12 protein-coding genes are annotated in these 18708 nt (G+C 56.2%); 6 read left to right on the plus strand and 6 right to left on the minus strand.

Annotated elements, in window-relative coordinates:
* Window positions 1-126 precede the first annotated feature (126 nt).
* The 4 genes from RB_RS24825 to dapB form a co-directional block, all read right to left on the minus strand.
* Window positions 127-522, minus strand: coding sequence for a hypothetical protein (locus RB_RS24825; RefSeq protein ID WP_007326218.1), 396 nt, complete (start codon window positions 520-522; stop codon window positions 127-129).
* A 74-nt stretch (window positions 523-596) separates the two neighbouring features.
* Entirely contained in the window at window positions 597-4100 is a 3504-nt protein-coding gene (locus RB_RS24830; RefSeq protein ID WP_011123509.1) for a serine/threonine protein kinase, read from the minus strand.
* Window positions 4101-4193: 93 nt separating this feature from the next.
* Entirely contained in the window at window positions 4194-5102 is a 909-nt protein-coding gene (locus tag RB_RS24835; protein WP_011123510.1) for a 1,4-dihydroxy-6-naphthoate synthase, read from the minus strand.
* Window positions 5103-5180: 78 nt separating this feature from the next.
* Window positions 5181-6023, minus strand: coding sequence for a 4-hydroxy-tetrahydrodipicolinate reductase (gene dapB, locus RB_RS24840; RefSeq protein ID WP_011123511.1), 843 nt, complete (start codon window positions 6021-6023; stop codon window positions 5181-5183).
* Between the two features lie 248 nt (window positions 6024-6271).
* Between dapB and RB_RS24845 the strand changes: the two genes are divergently transcribed.
* The 4 genes from RB_RS24845 (at window position 6272) to RB_RS24860 (ending at window position 8801) form a co-directional block, all read left to right on the plus strand.
* Window positions 6272-6862 (plus strand): ComEA family DNA-binding protein, encoded by a 591-nt coding sequence (locus RB_RS24845; protein WP_164922476.1) that lies wholly within the window; start codon window positions 6272-6274, stop codon window positions 6860-6862.
* A 61-nt stretch (window positions 6863-6923) separates the two neighbouring features.
* Window positions 6924-7244 carry a metal-sulfur cluster assembly factor gene (locus RB_RS24850; protein WP_007326213.1) on the plus strand — a complete coding sequence of 107 codons (321 nt, stop codon included), beginning with the start codon at window positions 6924-6926 and terminating at the stop codon, window positions 7242-7244.
* Window positions 7245-7249: 5 nt separating this feature from the next.
* Window positions 7250-7642 carry an acyl-CoA thioesterase gene (locus RB_RS24855; RefSeq protein WP_007331599.1) on the plus strand — a complete coding sequence of 131 codons (393 nt, stop codon included), beginning with the start codon at window positions 7250-7252 and terminating at the stop codon, window positions 7640-7642.
* Window positions 7643-7655: 13 nt separating this feature from the next.
* Window positions 7656-8801 (plus strand): ATP-grasp domain-containing protein, encoded by a 1146-nt coding sequence (locus tag RB_RS24860; protein ID WP_011123514.1) that lies wholly within the window; start codon window positions 7656-7658, stop codon window positions 8799-8801.
* A gap of 4 nt (window positions 8802-8805) precedes the next feature.
* Here RB_RS24860 and RB_RS24865 read toward each other — a convergent pair whose 3' ends face one another.
* Window positions 8806-9627 carry a hypothetical protein gene (locus RB_RS24865; RefSeq protein WP_007331597.1) on the minus strand — a complete coding sequence of 274 codons (822 nt, stop codon included), beginning with the start codon at window positions 9625-9627 and terminating at the stop codon, window positions 8806-8808.
* Window positions 9628-9884: 257 nt separating this feature from the next.
* Between RB_RS24865 and RB_RS24870 the strand changes: the two genes are divergently transcribed.
* Window positions 9885-17300, plus strand: coding sequence for a type I polyketide synthase (locus tag RB_RS24870; RefSeq protein WP_011123515.1), 7416 nt, complete (start codon window positions 9885-9887; stop codon window positions 17298-17300).
* A 66-nt stretch (window positions 17301-17366) separates the two neighbouring features.
* Here RB_RS24870 and RB_RS24875 read toward each other — a convergent pair whose 3' ends face one another.
* Complete coding sequence (locus tag RB_RS24875) at window positions 17367-18047, minus strand: response regulator transcription factor (RefSeq protein WP_007331595.1); 681 nt, start codon at window positions 18045-18047, stop codon at window positions 17367-17369.
* Window positions 18048-18248: 201 nt separating this feature from the next.
* Between RB_RS24875 and RB_RS24880 the strand changes: the two genes are divergently transcribed.
* Window positions 18249-18632 (plus strand): hypothetical protein, encoded by a 384-nt coding sequence (locus RB_RS24880; RefSeq protein WP_037199045.1) that lies wholly within the window; start codon window positions 18249-18251, stop codon window positions 18630-18632.
* The last annotated feature ends 76 nt before the right edge of the window (window positions 18633-18708 follow it).

Raw genomic sequence — 18708 nt, forward strand, 5'->3', positions numbered from 1 at the left:
GAAGGGATGGCGGGGCAGGTTCAAAAAGAAAGCCCGATGAGTGAGACACTCATCGGGCTTCGCAGTTTAGTCGAACTCAACGTGCATCATGGGGTTCAGTGGAACCCAGACGACGGTCCGAGGCGATCAAAGACCAGCGTCGGTCGCTGGCAATTCGTTCGCTTTGATTTTTTCGCCGAAGGTCTTGCCGTCTTTGCTCTTCTCTTCAGCAACCTTCTTGAAGGCGGCCGAGATCTTAGCGGCAGCTTCTTCTGGATGCTCTTTGAAGTATTCCTTGGGGAAGTCCTTCTTGTCGAGCAGTTTGTGCAAGGCACGTCCGTACTCGTTACGAGCTTCTTTCTTTTCTGGTGCACCTTTAACGTGGCAGAGATTGCAACCGGCTTTGCGAGTCGCTTTCACGAAATCGGCGTCGGTTTCTTCAGTGATGTAGTCAGCTTTCCACTGTTTGCCAAATTCGCTGATGGCGAACGATGGGGTGGAAAAGCAGGCAGCGATGCCCAGAACAAGAGCCAAGCGTTTCATCAAGCAGGTTCCTCAAGTAAAGATCAGGTGGGTTTTAGGCGGGAGCCGACGAGGCCGTCGACGCACCATTAAAGTCACGGTGTGGGGGGAAAGTCAAATGTACGTTCCATCGGCATTCTAGGTAGAGTCCGTTCCTGGAATCCACCCACAACTGATCCATCTTGCCTAAAGTCTCGCGGTGACCACCGGCTAGAGGGGGTGGATTCGGGCAGTTGCTCGGTCCAACGGACGGTCCATCGTGGTTGGCGTTCGTTCATCCAAGGTGGCGGATTTTCAAGGATTTCCAGGATGTCGCTCATCGTTGTGATCCTGGTTTGACCCAATTCGTCACGAATCAGCAGCATCGGGTCGTCCAACGCGGTGTCTGTGTCGTAGGCGTTGCCTGAGCCACGAAGACGCACCCAAATTTCATCTCGGTCGACACGTGGGATTCCCGTTAATTCAATGTGAGGAATTCCCGTGTCGACGACAAACACGCATTCCTCGGCTCGTCGCTCGATTTCGACCGGGTAGGGCGCACTGACGCCCATTCGCATTTGCAATAGTCCTTTGGGCGTGATCGCGGTCAGTTGCTCCAGCGACAATCGCACGGATCCGGAAGAAGGATGAGGTGGTTGAAGCGCGCCGCCCATTTCGATCATTCGGCGTGAAACCGCCAACAGTCCGTTTTCCCAGAGCAACTGAAGCTCGGCGGCGACGTCCATCCGCAACATCGTGATTTGGCCGCGGACGATCACGTTGGACAGTTCGATGGAAACCAGCGGCAGCGCTCCGCTGGTATCTGAAATACCGCCGCTTTCAACTCGGTCATAAGGCAGTCGTTCCGGATCGGTAACGATGCTGAAGGCTTGTACATCATCCCGACGCGAAGCGTTGTCGATCGTCACCGTGCAATCACGTAGGCGGACGCGGCGGTTGTCGTTGATCGCGAATAGGGCGCCGCCGTCCGTCTCCGTTGCTGGAACGGTCCAGAAAAAATGCAGCCCTGACATTTCAATTCGGTGTGAACCAATCGTCATCATCTCGCTGCGTTGCATGTCCACGTTCTCGGTCGAACGGAACAAGATCTCAGTCCCACCAGGCAGGCTGGATGAGAGAATCAAATCACTGCGTGGGATCGTCACCGGTGCGGACACAAGCTGTGGAGTCGCAATGTCGATGCGATCAATTTCCAGTTCGTCGGCCAGTTGCAATGCATCGGACAAAGTGGTGGCAAGTTGCACGCCAGCCCGAGCGGCTTCTTCTCGAAGCTGGGGAACTCTGAGTGCTTCGGTCGAAACGATCTGAACCCGAATGGGTTCGGGCGGCGTCGTTGCCACTGGCAAATTGGTATCGGATTCTGCGGCAGATGTTGAATCGTCGGTCGATTCGCCGCCGGCGAGCGGTCTCACTGAACTTGTGGAGTTCGGGTTCAGCATGTTGGCTGCGATGGAATCTGACGTGGTCGCCGAACCAACCGATTCGCCTGTCAGCGGATTCGCGTTGACGGGCCCGATCATCGGTCCGCCATTCATCGGCGTGGCGGTGTAGATCGGGCTGCTGCCAGAGACTCCTTCGCGATTGACAACGCTGGGAACGGTGGGGGCCAGCGGCAGTGTTTGATAAGGCTCGCCCGTCATTCCAGGTGGAAGAGGCAGGCCGCTGATACGAGGTGGATCAATTGCAATGGAAGGTGACCCGTTGCCGCTCGCGGCAGTGGGTGACGCGGAATCATTGATCGTGATTCCGCCGCCGAGTGGTGTTGAGGCTGAAATGACAGAGTCAGGATCAATCGACGGCGGGATCGATGGATCCTGTTGCGTCGCGTTTCGTCCCGTCATGCCGCCTTCAGCAATTTGATCGATCGCCGTCAAAGGTTCGGTACCGCCGGGGCGTGATTGTTCCACTGTCGTTCCGGTCGCGGATGTTCCGCTGGGCAGCCGATCGTCAACCGATGTCTCCGGCAATTGGCCCGGAGGCAGCAATGCACCCTGGCCGCCCGATGTCCCGTTTTGCGGATCCATTGCGTTAGCGGTTCCGGCGGCGGGAGAGCTCGTCGATGATGGAATTGATGTTCCCTGCGAAAACGGACGCGATGTCTCCAAATCGTTTGAACCGATGACGTTTTGCAGGTTTTCAGTCGATCGCGGTGCGACGGATTCAGTTGCATCGGGCGAGACTGAGTTGTCAATCGCGAGACTGAAGTCCCGTCGCGATGGCATCGAAAGTAATTCCACCGCGAGTGCGCTGAAAAGCAGAATTCCAGCGGCGATCATCCATGGCAAATGGCGACGCAACCGCCGCATCGATTCGCGGTGATCGTGGTCTTCCACAGTCGGAACGGTGACGCCACGACTGCGTGGCAAATTCTCTCGCGAGGCCAGTTCTCGCAGATCCGCGATCAGCGTTTCGCTGCGTTGATAGCGTTCCTCGGGAAGTTTCGCGAGCATCTTGTTCAGGATCGCCGTCATCTCCGCCGGAACATCTTCGCGGTGTTCGCGGATATCCGGAATCGCGGCGTTGCCATGGCTGAGCAACTTCTGCAGCATCGTTCCGCCAGGGAACGGTGGCGATCCGGTCAGCATGTAAAACAGCGTGCATCCCAGCGAATACAAGTCGCTGCGGATGTCGGCCAATCTTGGATCGCGGGCTTGTTCGGGCGAGATGTAATCAAACGTTCCCAGCGTAACGCCGCTGGCCGTCATGTCTTCGCTGGTGTCAAAGTTGTCCGACCGAGCCAACCCCATATCGACGAGCTTGACTTCACCTTCGGTCGTCACGATGACATTGGACGGTTTGATGTCTCGGTGAACGATGCCCCGACGCGATGCGTGTCCGATTGCTTCGGCGACTTGGGTTGTAAAGAACAACGCGTCATCGAGCGACAGCGGTCCACCATTGGCCACCATGTCGCGAACATTGGCACCGTCGATGTATTCGAAAACGATGTAGTGCCACGGGCCATCGTTGCCGACGTCGAACACGCGTGCGATCAACGGGTGATCCAGCTTTGCCGCACTTTGGGCTTCGTTGCGAAAACGTCTTTGCAAGTCGGGGTCGTCGGCCGCGAACGGGATGACCTTCACCGCCACGGTCCGACCCAATTGTTCATCGCGGGCTCGGAAGACGGCACCCATCCCGCCGCCGCCGATTTGATCGAGCAGCAAAAAGTGATTCAGACGTTGGCCGCCCAGGTCTCGTGTGATCGACGCCGGGGTGTTGTGTCGATGCGATGCGTGGGAAGAGTCGCGGAGCCGAAATGGCTCGCCCGTCATGCGGTGCGATCGAGTGGCTGAAATGTTCGATCGACTCGATCCGGCCCGGATCACCGTGTCAGCACCCTCGATCACCTCATCGATAGGATAGGGCTGATTCGAACGAGATGGCTTTGACCCACCGGATGACCGCTGGCCGTCCTGAAACGATTCGTCATCCGCATCAACGATCGGTTCGACCAATGAAGGGTCGGATGATTCTCGCGGCGAGCCCTCTTGGTCTGCCGGTGCAGGTTTGGGGCGATGCACCGTGGATCCCTCCGGCAAAACCGCAGAACGGTCCGGATGCGAGGAATCGGAAGATGAGAGCGACCGGGAATCCATGCGACGCAGCGGCGGAAAAGACAGAAGAGAAGAGGCAGTCCATTCACTTCCAGGATAGTTCTTTCACCCGGTTCGGGCAAACAATCTCAACCGCTAGAGACTGGTTTCGCCGCAGAAAAAACGGAGCTTCGCTGATCCCAAGCCCACTTCTTGAGCCATTTCCGAGAGTGTCGTCAAAGCGTCTTGACCCACCGATCCGAGGTCCACGGTCCAGTCGTTGACGTACAGGTCCACGTGCTGCATCAGCACCGAATCGTCCATTTCCTGGGCGTATCGACGCATCGCGGGCAGCGCGGAGTCTGGATCCAGCCGAGCAGATTGCAGCGATCGGCGAATCACTTCGCAGGCCGCCCCCATCGTGGCGGGGGCATGGCGGTCTCGCATCACCAATCCGCCCAGTGGCAAAGGACGTTGGGTCGCGTTTTCCCAGAGATTTCCCAGGTCAGCAGCCAAGTGCAGGCCCGATTCCGCGTAAGTAAAACGTCCCTCGTGGATACAAACGCCGAAATCCGCCTCGGACCGCTGAAGCGCCGGCATGATCTCCGAAAAAACGACCTGACGCACCGAAGTGGAGTCTGGATAAAACAACCGAAACAACAAATGAGCGGTCGTGTGTTCACCGGGGCACAGCGTGATTTGATTCCTGGTTTGTGGCTTGGCGTCGTTTTCGGCAGACAGAAGCAATGGGCCAACACCGAATCCAAGTGCCGATCCCACCGGTAGAACCTGAGTCTCATCAGCCATCAGCAAAGCCGCGTGAAAACTGGTCTTTGCCAAGTCAAATTCGCCGGCCAGTAGTCTTTGGTTCAGCTCATCGATGTCCAGCAACTCGATTCGCCATGTGAACCCGCCAGTATCAAACGACGACTCACCGGGGGCCACCGCCGCATCCAACAATCGCGAAAAGGCAAAGGTGTCGTTGGGGCACGTGGAGATTCCCAGGTGCAGTTCAGGACCTTCGCCGATTCGCAGTTCGTGCGGGGCAGATTGGATGGAGTTCACTGATTCCGTGCGTCTTGGGTCCGCGCGTTATTGAGGGGCGTGCGTTGTTGAGGGCCGGGCCCTGGGACTGTGATGGGCTCAATTGTCGGACATGCCCAGCACATCGAACATGCTGTACAGGCCTGGGCCCTTTTTCTGGTGAATCAGCCATTTGGCCGCAGCCAACGCACCGGACGCATAGCAATCACGATTACTGGCGGCGACGTTGAGCTCGATTTTTTCGCCTAGCATGCCAAACACGATCGTGTGTTCGCCCGGATTGTCGCCCACGCGAATGGCGTGATAGCCAATTTCTTCGCGGGTTCGAGCACCCGTGTGACCTTCTCGACCGTGAACATGCGAGGTGGATTCACCCAACTGTCCAGCAATCAGTTCACCAAACTTCAGAGCAGTGCCGCTCGGTGCGTCTGCTTTGAATCGGTGGTGTCGCTCCAGAATCTCAACGTCCAAACCGCCGGCGACATCCTTCAATGCGGCGGTGATCTGTTCGGCGATCTTCATCGACAAATTGACCGCCAAAGACATGCTCGGTGCCCAGACGACTGGAATCGACGCAGCAGCTTCGGACAGGTTTTGCTTTTGTTCGTCGGACAAACCTGTCGTCGCAACGACCAACGGTGAGCCAACTTTGACGCAGTGTTCGACGCATCCGTCGATGGCTTCGGGAAGCGAGAAATCGATCACGGCTTGGTTGGTGGCTGCATCGTCGAGCACCGGCCAATGCGAAGAAATTTCAATGCCCGAGGGAGCTTCGCCGGCCACGGCACCTGAATCTTGGCCGAGGTGATCCGACTTGGCGTGATCGATGGCACCAACCAATTGGAAGTTAGGGTCCGCCAAACCGAGTGCCACTACGCGGCGTCCCATGCGACCGGCTGCACCATGAACTGTGAGGGAAATCGGGCCTGTTGAATCTGCCACCGAATGGAACCGTCTGTGAGAGGAAATGAACTGCGATTACGCTGCAAAAGCTTCAATCTAACGCCCCCACAATCGAACCAACAGGTCGGACGATTGGCCGCCTGCGGAGTTGTGTTGGTTGTCGTGATCTGCCTTTGATTCGAGCGGTGCGACTCTTACGCGTTGTCACGCCCTGCCTCGATTCCAGAATGAGCTCGCAGCGACGAGACGCTCGCAGAAGATTTCCACCAAAGGACGCTCGATCAGGAATGTCGATACTCGCCACTGAAGGCCAGAACCAGACTGCTGCTGACGCGGGGCACGCTGATCGGACAACGTGCGTTCTGACTCATTCCGGATTGCAGTTGGGAATGAGCGTCTTGGTTTTGATCGCAGCGGTCGCTTGGATGCAAAGGACCTTGTTGCGATCGGGGGGCGAAACCGGTGGTCGATCGCCGGAAGCGTCTGCCAAATTGAGCATCGGACTGAACTCGTCTGACGCTCGTGAATTGTCATTGTTGCCAGGAATTGGTCCTAATTTGGCCGATCGGGTTGTCCGGCATCGCGAATCTCATGGCCCTTTTGCATCGGTCGAGGATTTGTTGGCAGTTCACGGCGTCGGGCCGAAATTATTGCATTCGCTGCGACCATGGGTTCACGTCACGCGATCCGCGCCGGTGTCGGCGGAGCAATTGGAGCAATCTGATCAGCGGAGATTGAGGGTGACTTCAGCCAAGCACGGGCGAAGCGTTGATCCACCCCCGATCGCCAATCCGCCGACCGATCGGTTTGACGATTTCGGGGCTGGCAGCCATGATGAACATCTCGCGAGAGTCGCCTCCGGCCGACTTTCTGACTGACCACGTCTACACGTCGACGTCGGCAAACGATTCCCAACCACGTGATTCAACGAGCATTCCAATGGCTCTGGCCGAAGACAAAGTCCGCGAAGCCCTCAAAGAGGTCATCGATCCCGAGTTGTACGTCAACATTGTTGACCTGGGATTGGTGTATGTCGTTCAAGTCGGTGAGGAAAAAGAGGACGGCCGTCACGACGTCAATGTTGAGATGACGATGACCAGTCCCATGTGTCCAGCTGGTCCTCAGTTGGTCGCAGGAACCAAAAACGCCGCTGAGTCACTCGAAGAGGTCGACACTTGTGACGTGAAGGTCGTCATGGAGCCAGCATGGACTCCAGATTGCATGACCGATGAAGCTCGCGATCACCTCGGCATCTTTTAGCCGCGGTGACTGATTCGCTACCCACGCATAAGTACGGATTTCGCGTGGCCTATCAGGAAACCGATGGGCAACGTCGAGTCCACCATGCCAACTACCTGAATTACTTCGAGCGTGGTCGTGTCGAGATGCTGCGCGATCTCGGGCACAACTACAAAGCGATCGAAGACGATGGCCGAATGTTGGTTGTCGCCGAAATGAACGTGAAGTATTTCGCTCCCGCCGAGTTCGATGATTGGTTGGAGTTGACGACCACCGTGGTCGAAATTCGCAAAGTTCGAATGCGACATCTTTACCAGATTCATCGTGGCGACCAATTGATCGTCGAAGCGGATTCGGTAATCGCGTGCGTCGATCGAACCGGCAAACTGGCTCGTTTGCCAAATCTGGAAAGTCGCTGACGGCGATCTCCGCATGCGAGTCTTTGTTGGCGAATTTCTGTGTGGTGGTGGGATGGCGTCCACGCACGAGGATCAAATCTCTTCTTCGCTGCTCCGCGAAGGTCTCGCGATGTGGCGAGCACTGGTCACCGATTTCGCCGAATGGGCCCAAGTGGTCACGCCGATCGATCCCAGGTTGAATTTGCGAGTCGATCGAATGCCTGATTCGGTTGTTTGCATTCCGCTCCGATCCGGCGAAAACGTCCGAGAGCAATGGTTGACCATCGCCAAATCCTGTGACATCGCCCTCGTTGTTGCACCCGAAACCGATGATGAACTCGGCGGGATGATTCAAACTTTTCGTGAGGCGGGAGTCGATGTTTTGGCCACTGACCTGGCAACACTTCGCATGGCCAGTGACAAATGGTTCACCGCGAAATGGTTGATGGAACATGCCATCCCAACGCCGCAGACCTGGGCGATGGAATCGAATCTCACCGCGAGTGAAGCACGCCGATCAAACGGAATTGGTCCCATTGGTTTGGACGCGAAACGTTGGGTGCGAAAGCCACGTGACGGGTGCGGTTCCGATTCCATTGTTGTTTTCGACGATTGGAAGTCGGCTTGCTCAACGATGCCAAGCAACAATCTCGTTCAAGCATGGATCGAGGGGCGGCCCGCATCTGTGTTGGTGTTGGGCGGAGCGATAGAAGTTTCGGATCTAGTCATCTGTCCCGCGGTTTGGCAGCACTGTCGGTTGCGAGAAGATGATTCCGGCAATGCGATTCAAACCGATGTTTGCACTGTCTGCTACACCGGCGGCAGTGGACCGATTGAAACCGAACTGCAATCGCGAGTCGTCTCGCTTGCCGAGCAAGTCACGCGTGCTCTGCCGGAACCATTGCGTGGTTTCCTGGGGATCGATGTTGTCTTGGGGGACCGAATGGAAGACGACTGCGTGATTGAAATCAATCCGCGACTGACGACGTCTTACATCGGTATCCGGCAAATGATCAACGAAAATTTGACTTCGATTTGGAATCCGTCAGCAGTTCGGAATTCAGATACGAGCGGCGAGCGACGGATCACTGGCCGTCAACTTCGAGTTAGAACAAATCAAATTCGTTGGACGTCCGAAGGCGATGTTCAAATCGAGCCGCCACTGGATGGCGACTCCTGATTCATCACATGCGAGAAGCAGCGGCGAAGAAGCCGCCAGCACAACCGCCACAGATGATCGCCGTCATTGCCGCTTTCCAATTGTCGCGGAAATGCCGGATCACAAAGACGGGGACGTAGAGAATTGTCAGCGACAACAAACCCTCGTTGCGGCTGACTTTGAATGCGCGAGCAATCAGTGTCAGCACCGCACCGATGGCGACCATCGCAAACGCGGCGCCACCCAGGTTGCAGAACATCTGCAGTGGTTTGAACTGCAATTGTTCGACTCGGCGGGAAGCGTTCACGGCCAAAACCGCGATCGTGACGGCACTGCCGAGGATGAAGAGAATCAGGGCCAGCATCCACGGGGGCATGCCTGCACCTTTGTGCATTTTTTCTTGCAAGGCCACATCGCGGACCATGTCCTGTTCCGCTTTCATGAGCGCCAGGGTGCCCATGTCGATATCGACGCCAGCAACCTTGTGGCTCTCCAAACTGGTACCGGTTTCTTTGTTGTAGCCACATTTGGTGCACAAAACGGCCCCGGCTGCCATCTCGGATTTGCAGGACGGGCAAACCGCGAAAACTTGGCGGTCAAAACCTTCTTCGGCGAACAAATCGTCCAGAGAGTCTGATTGTGGTGCCGCGGGTGCTGGTCGAGCCGCAGCGGGACGAGCGGCGGCCGTTTTGGGTTTTGCTGTTTTCGCTGTGGCTGTTTTACCCCCCCCACCTGCCGCAGGCACGCGAATTCCCTTGCTGCAGCCCGGGCATTTCACCGCTTTTCCGGCAAATTCATCGCGGACGCTGAGTTGTTTGCCACAGGAGCATTGCAAGCGAATCGGCATCTAGAAATCGTTGGCAAAAGGAAAGGAGGAGGTCTCACGAAACCTGGTGGGCCGCTCCGGCGAGATGCGGGCCAATTGGTGAGGCGGTTTCGGCGTTAGTATAGATGCAAATCGCCGAAACGACGACTCACAATCGAGGCTTTGATAAGTCACCTCCGTGCTAGTAATTCTTGGTCGCTTAAGCAAACTTGTGATGGATCCTCGGCTCCGCGAATCGGTTCGCCCTCCGCCTGAACGTCTAACCTGAACACTGCATCGTGAATTCACCCGAACGTGATCTTTCCGAACGTCTCGCGAAGCTCTCTCCAGAACAGAGAGCGGCACTGCGAAAACGCTTGGCCCGTTCGTCATCTTCGACGTCTGCTCCCGCCACCCAGCGCGCCGATTCCGGCCAATCCAAAGCCGCCGTCGAGCCAATCGCGATTGTGGGTGTCTCATGCCGCTTTCCCGGTGCGCCCGATTTGGATGCGTATTGGAAGGTCATCTCCGAAGGCATCGATGCAACCGCGGAGATCCCACCGGAACGCTGGGATGTGGATTCTCTTTACGACCCGACTGGCCAGAAAGCGGGCCGCATGTCGGTCCGTCGCGCGGGTATGGTCGACAACATTGACCAGTTCGATCCGAAGTTCTTCGGCATCTCGCCTCGCGAAGCGGCGCGGATGGATCCTCAGCAACGACTGTTGTTGGAAGTCAGTTGGGAAGCGTTTGAGATCGCCGGCATCCCGGTGACCAGTTTGGCGGGAACGCCAGTTGGTGCTTACGTTGGAATTGGCGGCACCGATTATTCCAAAGTCCCTTCGACCTACGATGGTTACTACCAGTACATCGACGCGCATGTTGGGACCGGCAACGCGCTTTCGATCGCGGCCAATCGATTGTCTTACATCATGGACCTTCGCGGTCCCAGCATGGCGATTGATACCGCGTGTTCGTCTTCGACGATGGCGATTCACTTGGCCGTGCAGAGTCTACGCGCTGGCGAGTGCGATGCTGCACTGGCCGGTGGCGTCAATGCAATCTTGACCCCCGAAACAACCATCGCGTTTTCAAAAGCGCGGATGTTGTCGCCGGATGGTCAGTGCCGGCCATTCGATGCCGATGCCAACGGCTACGTCCGTGGTGAAGGTTGCGGCATGCTGTTGCTGAAACGGTTGAGTGACGCCGAACGAGACGGTGATCGCATCTGGGGAACCATCCTGGCCAGCGCGACCAATCAAGACGGCCGAACCAGTGGCATCACCGCACCCAACGGTGTGTCGCAGCAAGCGGTCATTCGAACCGCTCTTGGGGAAGCAGGCTTGCCTGCCTCACGAGTCAACTACATCGAAGCACACGGCACCGGGACGCCGCTAGGTGATCCGATCGAAGTCGATGCGTTGACGCAAGTGTTCTCCGGTAAGCCTGGCGTCGATCCGCCTTGCTATGTGACCAGCGTGAAAGCCAACGTGGGTCACATGGAAACCGTTTCGGGTGTGGCCGGCATCATCAAGTTGTTGTTGATGATGCGCCACCAAACGATTCCAGGTCAGCTTCATCTGAACAAGCTCAACCCGCGAATGTCGCTGAAGCGGTCACGCATCGTCATACCTGCTCAGTCGCCACCGTGGCCGGTCGATGATGAGCCGTTGGTGGCGGGAGTCAGCTCGTTTGGATTTGGTGGGGCCAACACTCACCTCGTGATGCAACAGTACCTGGCGAAGCAAACGGTCGAGCCTTCCGCGTCGAAGCAATCCGACACGAAGGATCGAACGCAGCACGTGTTGAGTCTGAGCGGCAAAAGCGACGCCGCCATCGCGGAGGTCGCTTCGCGATTGATACAGCATCTCGATCGCACCAACGATCATATGGCGGATGTGGCACACACGATGAACGTCGGCCGCGTTCATCACACGCACCGAACCGCTGTGGTTTTCGAAGACGCGAAGCAACTTCACCGTCAGCTGACTCAGTTAAGCGAAGGCAAAAAAGGTCCCGGCATTCGAAGCGGGCAAACGGTGACCAGTCGGGCGACTCGAACCGCGTTCTTGTTTACCGGCCAAGGTTCACAGGCTCCGGGGATGGGGCGTGGCTTGTTCGAAACGCAACCGGTGTTTCGAAAGTCGATGAAGCGTTGTGACGAACTCTTGGCAAAGGTTCTGCCGAAACGATTGCTTGATGTTTTGTACGGTGAAGGTTCCGACATTGAGCTGGTTCACCAAACGCGATACACCCAACCCGCACTTTTCGCGATTGAGTATTCGCTGGCACAGTTGTGGTTGTCGTGGGGGGTGAAGCCGAACGTCGTTCTCGGCCACAGCGTCGGCGAATTCGCGGCGGCATGTGTTGCCGGCGTCGTATCGCTGGAGGACGCGTTGAGCTTGATCGCACACCGCGGGCGATTGATGGGCGAGTTGCCGGCCGGTGGCGGAATGACAGCGATGTTTGAATCGGCGGAAGTCATCACCGATCGACTTGGCGAATTCGAATCGTCCGTCAGCGGATCATTATCAATCGCCGCCGAAAATGGGCCGCAGAACACTGTCGTCTCCGGTCCGCAATCGGATTTGGATGCGTTTGCAAAACACTGTGATGAAGCTGGCATCGCTTCGAAGGCTTTGCAGGTATCGCATGCGTTCCATTCGCAATTGATGGAACCGATGTTGGATGAGTTCCGGCAAATCGCCGCACAGTGCGAATTCAAATCACCTCGTATCCCTTTGATCAGCAACCTAACCGGTGAGCAATGGACGAAGGCTTGGGACGCAGACTATCTGTGCGACCACATCCGCAACGCGGTCCGTTTTGAACCAAGTATGCGAGCATTGGCAGAGATGGATATCGACGTCATGTTGGAAGTGGGACCATCGCCGATTTTGAGCGGTATGGGCAAGCGTTGTTTGCCGGAATCATCCGCCACCTGGGCAACCTCGCTGCGGTCAGGCAAGGACGACGAAACAACGTTGTTCGAAGCGGTGGGCGACGTGCACGCTCGCGGCGGAAAAATTGATTGGAAAGCGTTTGATCAGCCGTGGAAGCGGCAGCGTTTGGTCTTGCCCACCTACCCGTTTGATCGACAACGATACTGGTTGGATCCATCCGATGAAATCGTCGAGGATCCATCTCGCAATCGCACTGGAACGGGCGAGTTGCTGCACCCAATGTTGGGGCGATTTCAACCATCAGCACTGCGAAGTCGTTTGTACGAGAACGCATTGTCAGCCCGGTCGCCGGAGTTCTTGGCCGATCACGCGGTACAAGGTTCAGTCAATTTGCCCGGAGCCGCTTTTGTTGAGGTCGCCTTCGCAGCAGCGAGAGACCGTTTTGGTCCAGGAAAACATGCGGTAACGGATGCCAACATCGAACAAGCCATGTTCGTCAGTGAAGATCGCTGGAAAACGTTCCAGACGATCGTCGATGAGAGTCTTTCGCTGGAGGTTTATTCTCGTGATCGCGTCGATGCGAACGATTCATGGCAACGGCATATGTCCGCGTCACTGGTTCCAGCCGAGCAAGTAGGCGATTCGGTCGATGTGGAAGTCGTGCCGCCTCCACCGGGTTTGGCGACCGTCGCTCAGCGATTCGTGGGTGGCAAGGATCACGATGAGTTTTATGACCTGATGTCGCATCGTCGATTGGAGTACGGGCCCCGTTTCCGAATGTTGCATCGCATCGACTACTCGATTGACGAAGCGTTGGGACAAGTCCAATGCGATGACGCCACTTGTGCCGAATTGGATGATTACATTCTGCATCCCGTCCTGGGCGATGCGCTGATGCAAACGTTCTCGGCTTTGGTGCCGCGACCTGATCACGACACGTTCAGCGAAGCGACGTACATGCCGACGAAAGTCTCGCGGGCAGTTGTGTACCAGCGACCCGAAGGGACGCTTCGCACCTATGGTCGACGTTCATCGTCGGGCGATGTCTTGGACCCCGAGTTCGTCGAAGGCGACGTTTGGTTGGTCAACGAGCGTGATGAAGTCGTTGCAGAATGGACCGGTGTTCGCGTCACCCGGGTCGGACGCGTTGGTGGTGGAAAGTCGGAATCGCTTGACGATTCGCTCTACCAAATCGATTGGCAAGCCACCGAGTCGTTGCCCGCTGCAAGTGACTTGGAGGGAAAGCAAGTTTGGTTGTTGGGGGATCCGGGATCACGTCGGGATTCTTTGGCCAAGCAACTGATTGGTTTTGGGGCCGAAGTCGTCGAAGGAGACTTGGACGAAGATCTGAAAACCCTCGCCGAGAAATCCGAATCGACCCTACCACTTGCGGCACTCATCACGCTTTGGGACCCGAGCGGAAAGTCGAGCAATCCAGCCGATGATGCGGTGGCGGTTTGTCAGTCGGCCCTCAAACAGATCCGATCGGCAATCACACACGTTCCGGTGAGCAAACATTTTCGCGGTTGGTGGCATGTCACAACGGGGACGCAACCGGTCTCGGAATCCGAGTCGTCTATCGACTTGGTTCACGCACCTTTGTGGGGAATGATTCGCGTCGCGATGATGGAGTTGGCCGATCTCAAACCCTCTTTGTTAGAGACGGATCCGTCCGCTTCCGATCAATCCAATGGACTGGTTATTGCGGCGGAGGTGATTGCTGCGGACGACGAAGATCACGTTGCCTACCGAGATGGCACGCGTCACTTGGGACGGTTGGTGAAGCGACGTGCCCCAGCCGAGTCGGGCAACGACACGTCAGTCACGATTCCATCGCAACCACACCGGCTGCGCTTTCGGCAAACCGGCAGTTTCGATTCGTTGTACTTCGAACCGATGGAGCGCGAGACGCCTCAGGGAAGCGAGGTGGAACTGCGGGTGAATGCGGCGGGATTGAACTTCAGCGACGTTTTGAAAGTCATGGGGCTGTATCCAGGGATCACCGACAAAGTGGTGCCACTGGGAATTGAATGTTCCGGTGTCGTGACCGCGGTTGGCAAAGACGCGAAACGATTTCAAGTTGGTGATCAAGTGATGGGGGTCGCTCCGTTCAGCTTTGGTTCGCACGCGAAAACGCCCGAATACACCTTGGTCAAACGCCCGGCCGGAATGGATGACGTCGAGGCCGCGACAATTCCCATCGCTTTCCTGACCGCTTGGTATGGATTGGTGCATTTGGCTGATGTCCAGCCCGGCGAACGTGTACTGATTCATGCGGGTGCGGGTGGCGTCGGATTGGCGGCAACTCAAATTGCTCAATATCTCGGTGCCGAAATCATTGCGACTGCTGGCAGCGACGAGAAACGCGAATTTCTGCGTGAATGTGGCGTGAAGCATGTCTTCAACTCTCGGACCACCGAGTTCGCCGATGACATTCGTCGCGCATTCTCCGGTGAAGGCGTCGACGTGGTTTTGAATTCGCTTCCTGGCGAGGCCATCCCGAAAAGCCTCGGTGTGCTCAATGCGTACGGTCGCTTTCTGGAAATTGGCAAGACTGATATCTACCAAGATCGCAAGGTTGGCTTGTTGCCATTCCAAGACAACCTGTCCTACCACGCGATCGATTTGGATCGAGTGTTGCGACAGCGTCCCGCGAAGATTGAGAAGCTATGGGCGGAGCTTGCTGAGCGATTTGAGGCTGGCGACTTGCAACCAATCGCTTGCACGGAATTTGATCAAACTGAAATGGTCGAAACGTTCCGCTACATGGCGCAGCGAAAGAACATTGGCAAAGTCATCACAAGAATGTCGACGATTGCGACGACTGATGCGGTGCCGCAAGAAGAGGCATCCGAATCGACCGTGTTGATTACCGGAGGCACCGGTGCGATTGGTTTGAAACTTGCGAAGCATTTGATCAAGGACGGCGCAACCAGCATCGCCTTGCTTTCTCGTCGACAACCGGTTGGTGACGTCGCCGCGAAAATCGACGCGTTGAAACAGGACGCTGATTCGGTCCAAGTGACTGTGTTGCAAGGTGACGTGGGCGAACTTGATTCGTTGCGTTCGGCGCTCAAACAGCTTCCAGGCAGTCTGCCACCAATCCGGCACGTCTATCACGCAGCTGGCGTTCTGCAGGATGGATTGTTGATGGATATGACCGAAGAACAACTACGTGTTCCGATGGGGTCCAAGATTCAAGGTGGTTGGAACTTGCACGTTGCAACGAAGGATCTACCAATCGAAACGTTCGTGCTGTTCTCGTCAATCGCCGCTTGTTTGGGATCGCCTGGACAAGCCAACTACGCGGCGGCCAATGGCTTTTTGGATGCCTTGTCTGAATATCGCCGTGAAAAAGGTTTGCCGGCAACCAGCATCGCTTGGGGCCCCTGGGCGGAGTCGGGGATGGCGGCCACCGAAGATCGGTCGTCGCAACTTGAATCACGAGGTATGCGGTTGCTTCCCGCCATTGCTTGTCTTCAGACGATGCAGCAACTTATCGATGCCGGCGATCAATACGTCGCCGTGATGGATGTGGATTGGCCAGCGATGACCAAAAGCATGCGACGCAGTCGACCCTTCTTCGCCGAGTTTGCGGATCGCTCACAAGTCGATGGCAAGGCAAGCGTCGATCAAGTCGATCACGAATTCCGTGCCCAATTGTCGGAAGTTCCCGAAAGTGAACGCACCGAACGTTTGCGCCGGTACTTCGCTTCCGAACTGGCTCGACTGATGGGTTGGGAAGCGGAGCAGATCGACGTGAAGCAAAAACTCAGTGAATTGGGAATGGACTCGCTGATCGCGATGGAACTGAAGAATAATCTCGAGCAACGCTTGGCGATCACCATTCCGATGTCAGCACTTGTCGAGTCGCCATCGATCAACAGTTTGGTCGGCCATGTGGTTTCTCAGTTTGCCGATGAAGACGGCGAGATGAAGAAGGCGTCGGAGAAGTCAGAGGAACCTGGTGGCGACCGAACCGCGTTGATCGTGCCTTTGAAAGCTGATGGTGCTCGTTCACCTTGGTTGTGTATCCATCCACTGGGAGGATCGACCGCTTGCTATTCAGAGTTTTCACAACAGGTTGACGACGATCAACCGGTGTACGCTTTGGTCGGTGGCGGTTCCGATGGCGTCAGCGAACCACCGACATCGCTGGATGCCATGATGGAAGAGTATGTTGAACTCGTGCAAGCACAGTTTGGCGATGACGAATTGCGTTTGATTGGTTGGTCCGCGGGAGGTGTCTTTGCCCTGGAACTCGCTCGCCGTTTAGAAAACGAAGGCCGCAGCAATGTTGCGGTGACGTTGTTGGATACGCCTCTTCCATCGATCTACCGCAACGTGGATCCGAATGACGATGTGCAGTTCGTCGCCGATCTGGTTCAGTTTTCCAATGCTTTCTCCGGGACGGACATGTATTTGTCAGCGGAAGAGTTGGAAGACGCTCGTGGGACGGATCAGATTTGGCAACGTGTTCTGGAAGAAGCCCAACGCGCAGGGGTTCTCAGCCAATCTGCATCGCCCGATATGGTTCGCAAGTTGATCGATACCAGTCGGCAACACGTGCTGTTCATTAAGTCGTATGAAATCGACCCGACCAGTCCAAGTGTGCAGTTGATCTTGCCGGTGAAGACGACCGCCCTGGAAGGTTCTTCAGGGGAACGTTGGACCGATCACCTGGATTGGGCATCACATCTGGATAGCGAAGTGATTGTTGAGCAAACCGACGGAGACCACTTCACGATGCTTCTGGGTGAGCAGGCGAAAGAATTGGCCAAGCGAATGGAGCAACACGCGGCGGCGAAGTGACGAGCCGGCGAAAAATAATGTCGCTTGGTCGTTCTAGGCGAAGCCTGAATGGCTTGTCAAAGCACTCTACTTTGCCATCAGGTACCCAACCCCGCGGACCGATTTGATTCGCGTGGGTTGATTGGGGTCATCACCGAGTTTGCGTCGAACTCGCGAGACGCGCAGGTCGATCGATCGGTCTAGTCCGTCGTAGGGAAGGCCCAGTAAATCGACATAGATGTCTTTGCGAGCAACCACCGATCCCGCACGAAGTGCCAAGTATTCGATCAAGTCAAACTCCGCGGTGGTCATGTCGACCGGGTCGCCTGCAATGGTGACCTGACGTCGGGCGGGCGTCACAACCAAATCGCCAACGATGATTCGATCTTCGTCGGTCAGTTGGGCGTCAGACTTTCTGAGATGGTTTTTTAACCGAGCCAGCAACGCCCGCGGCCGAACCGGTTTGCTCATGAAGTCATCCGCACCAACTTCTAGAGCGACAACCTCATCAATCTCTTCGCCGCGTGCGGTCAGGACGATGATTGGGCCCGAGAACTGATTGCGCACCGATCGACACACATCGATCCCGTTCATGCTGGGCAGTCCAATGTCCAAAACAATCGCATCAAATCGGTCGTGAACAATTCTTTGGGCGGCGAGTTTGCCATCGTTTTCGATTTCTACATGAAATCCATTTTCATGAAGAAAGTCACTCACCATCGCTGCCAAATGGGTGTCGTCTTCGACCAATAGCAGTCGATCTTGCATTACATCTTTTCCTTCTCGGACATGAACGTTCACCGACTGAAACCCCAGTCCTGGCCAAAGGTTCCGGCGGAAAAGGCACGCGGCGATGAAACCGACGTGAAACCACTTTTCGACTCAATTTGGCGGAACCTCACACCCGTATCGGCATTGAAGCCTTGCCGTGAGTGGAGACTCACACGGTTTCACCAACAGGAGGAAAAAATGAATCGAAAATCAATCACTTGCAGCAATGGGCACCACTTGCGAGCCGCCGGGGCGCTGGCCGGCAAAACTCTGCCCTGCCCTCGATGCGGCGTAGCGGTCACCATTCCGTGGGAAGAAGCTTTCACGGTTCCTGAAGAACCCCCCGTACGCGATACGCTGTCGGATACCGGTGTGATGAGAATTTTGGGGGAACCAGCGGTGGCTCCCGCTGCCGAGACCAAAACGGACGCCCCGCAAGCAAACCCGGAATCACACCGGCCATGCCCGCGGTGCGAATATTTGGTGAGCGATCAGTCCACGGTCTGTCCGAAGTGTGCTTGCTACATGGGCATGATGCCTCAGTTTTTGCGAGCACTGCTTCCCAAGAATTTGTCCGCCTGAACGGACGAACAACTCGCCAACAATATTCCTTCAAGGAATCCTGCATGGATGCCTTGAAGGAATGCGATCAAATAAA

Origin of the sequence: Rhodopirellula baltica SH 1, assembly GCF_000196115.1 — a bacterium.
GTDB lineage: Bacteria > Planctomycetota > Planctomycetia > Pirellulales > Pirellulaceae > Rhodopirellula > Rhodopirellula baltica.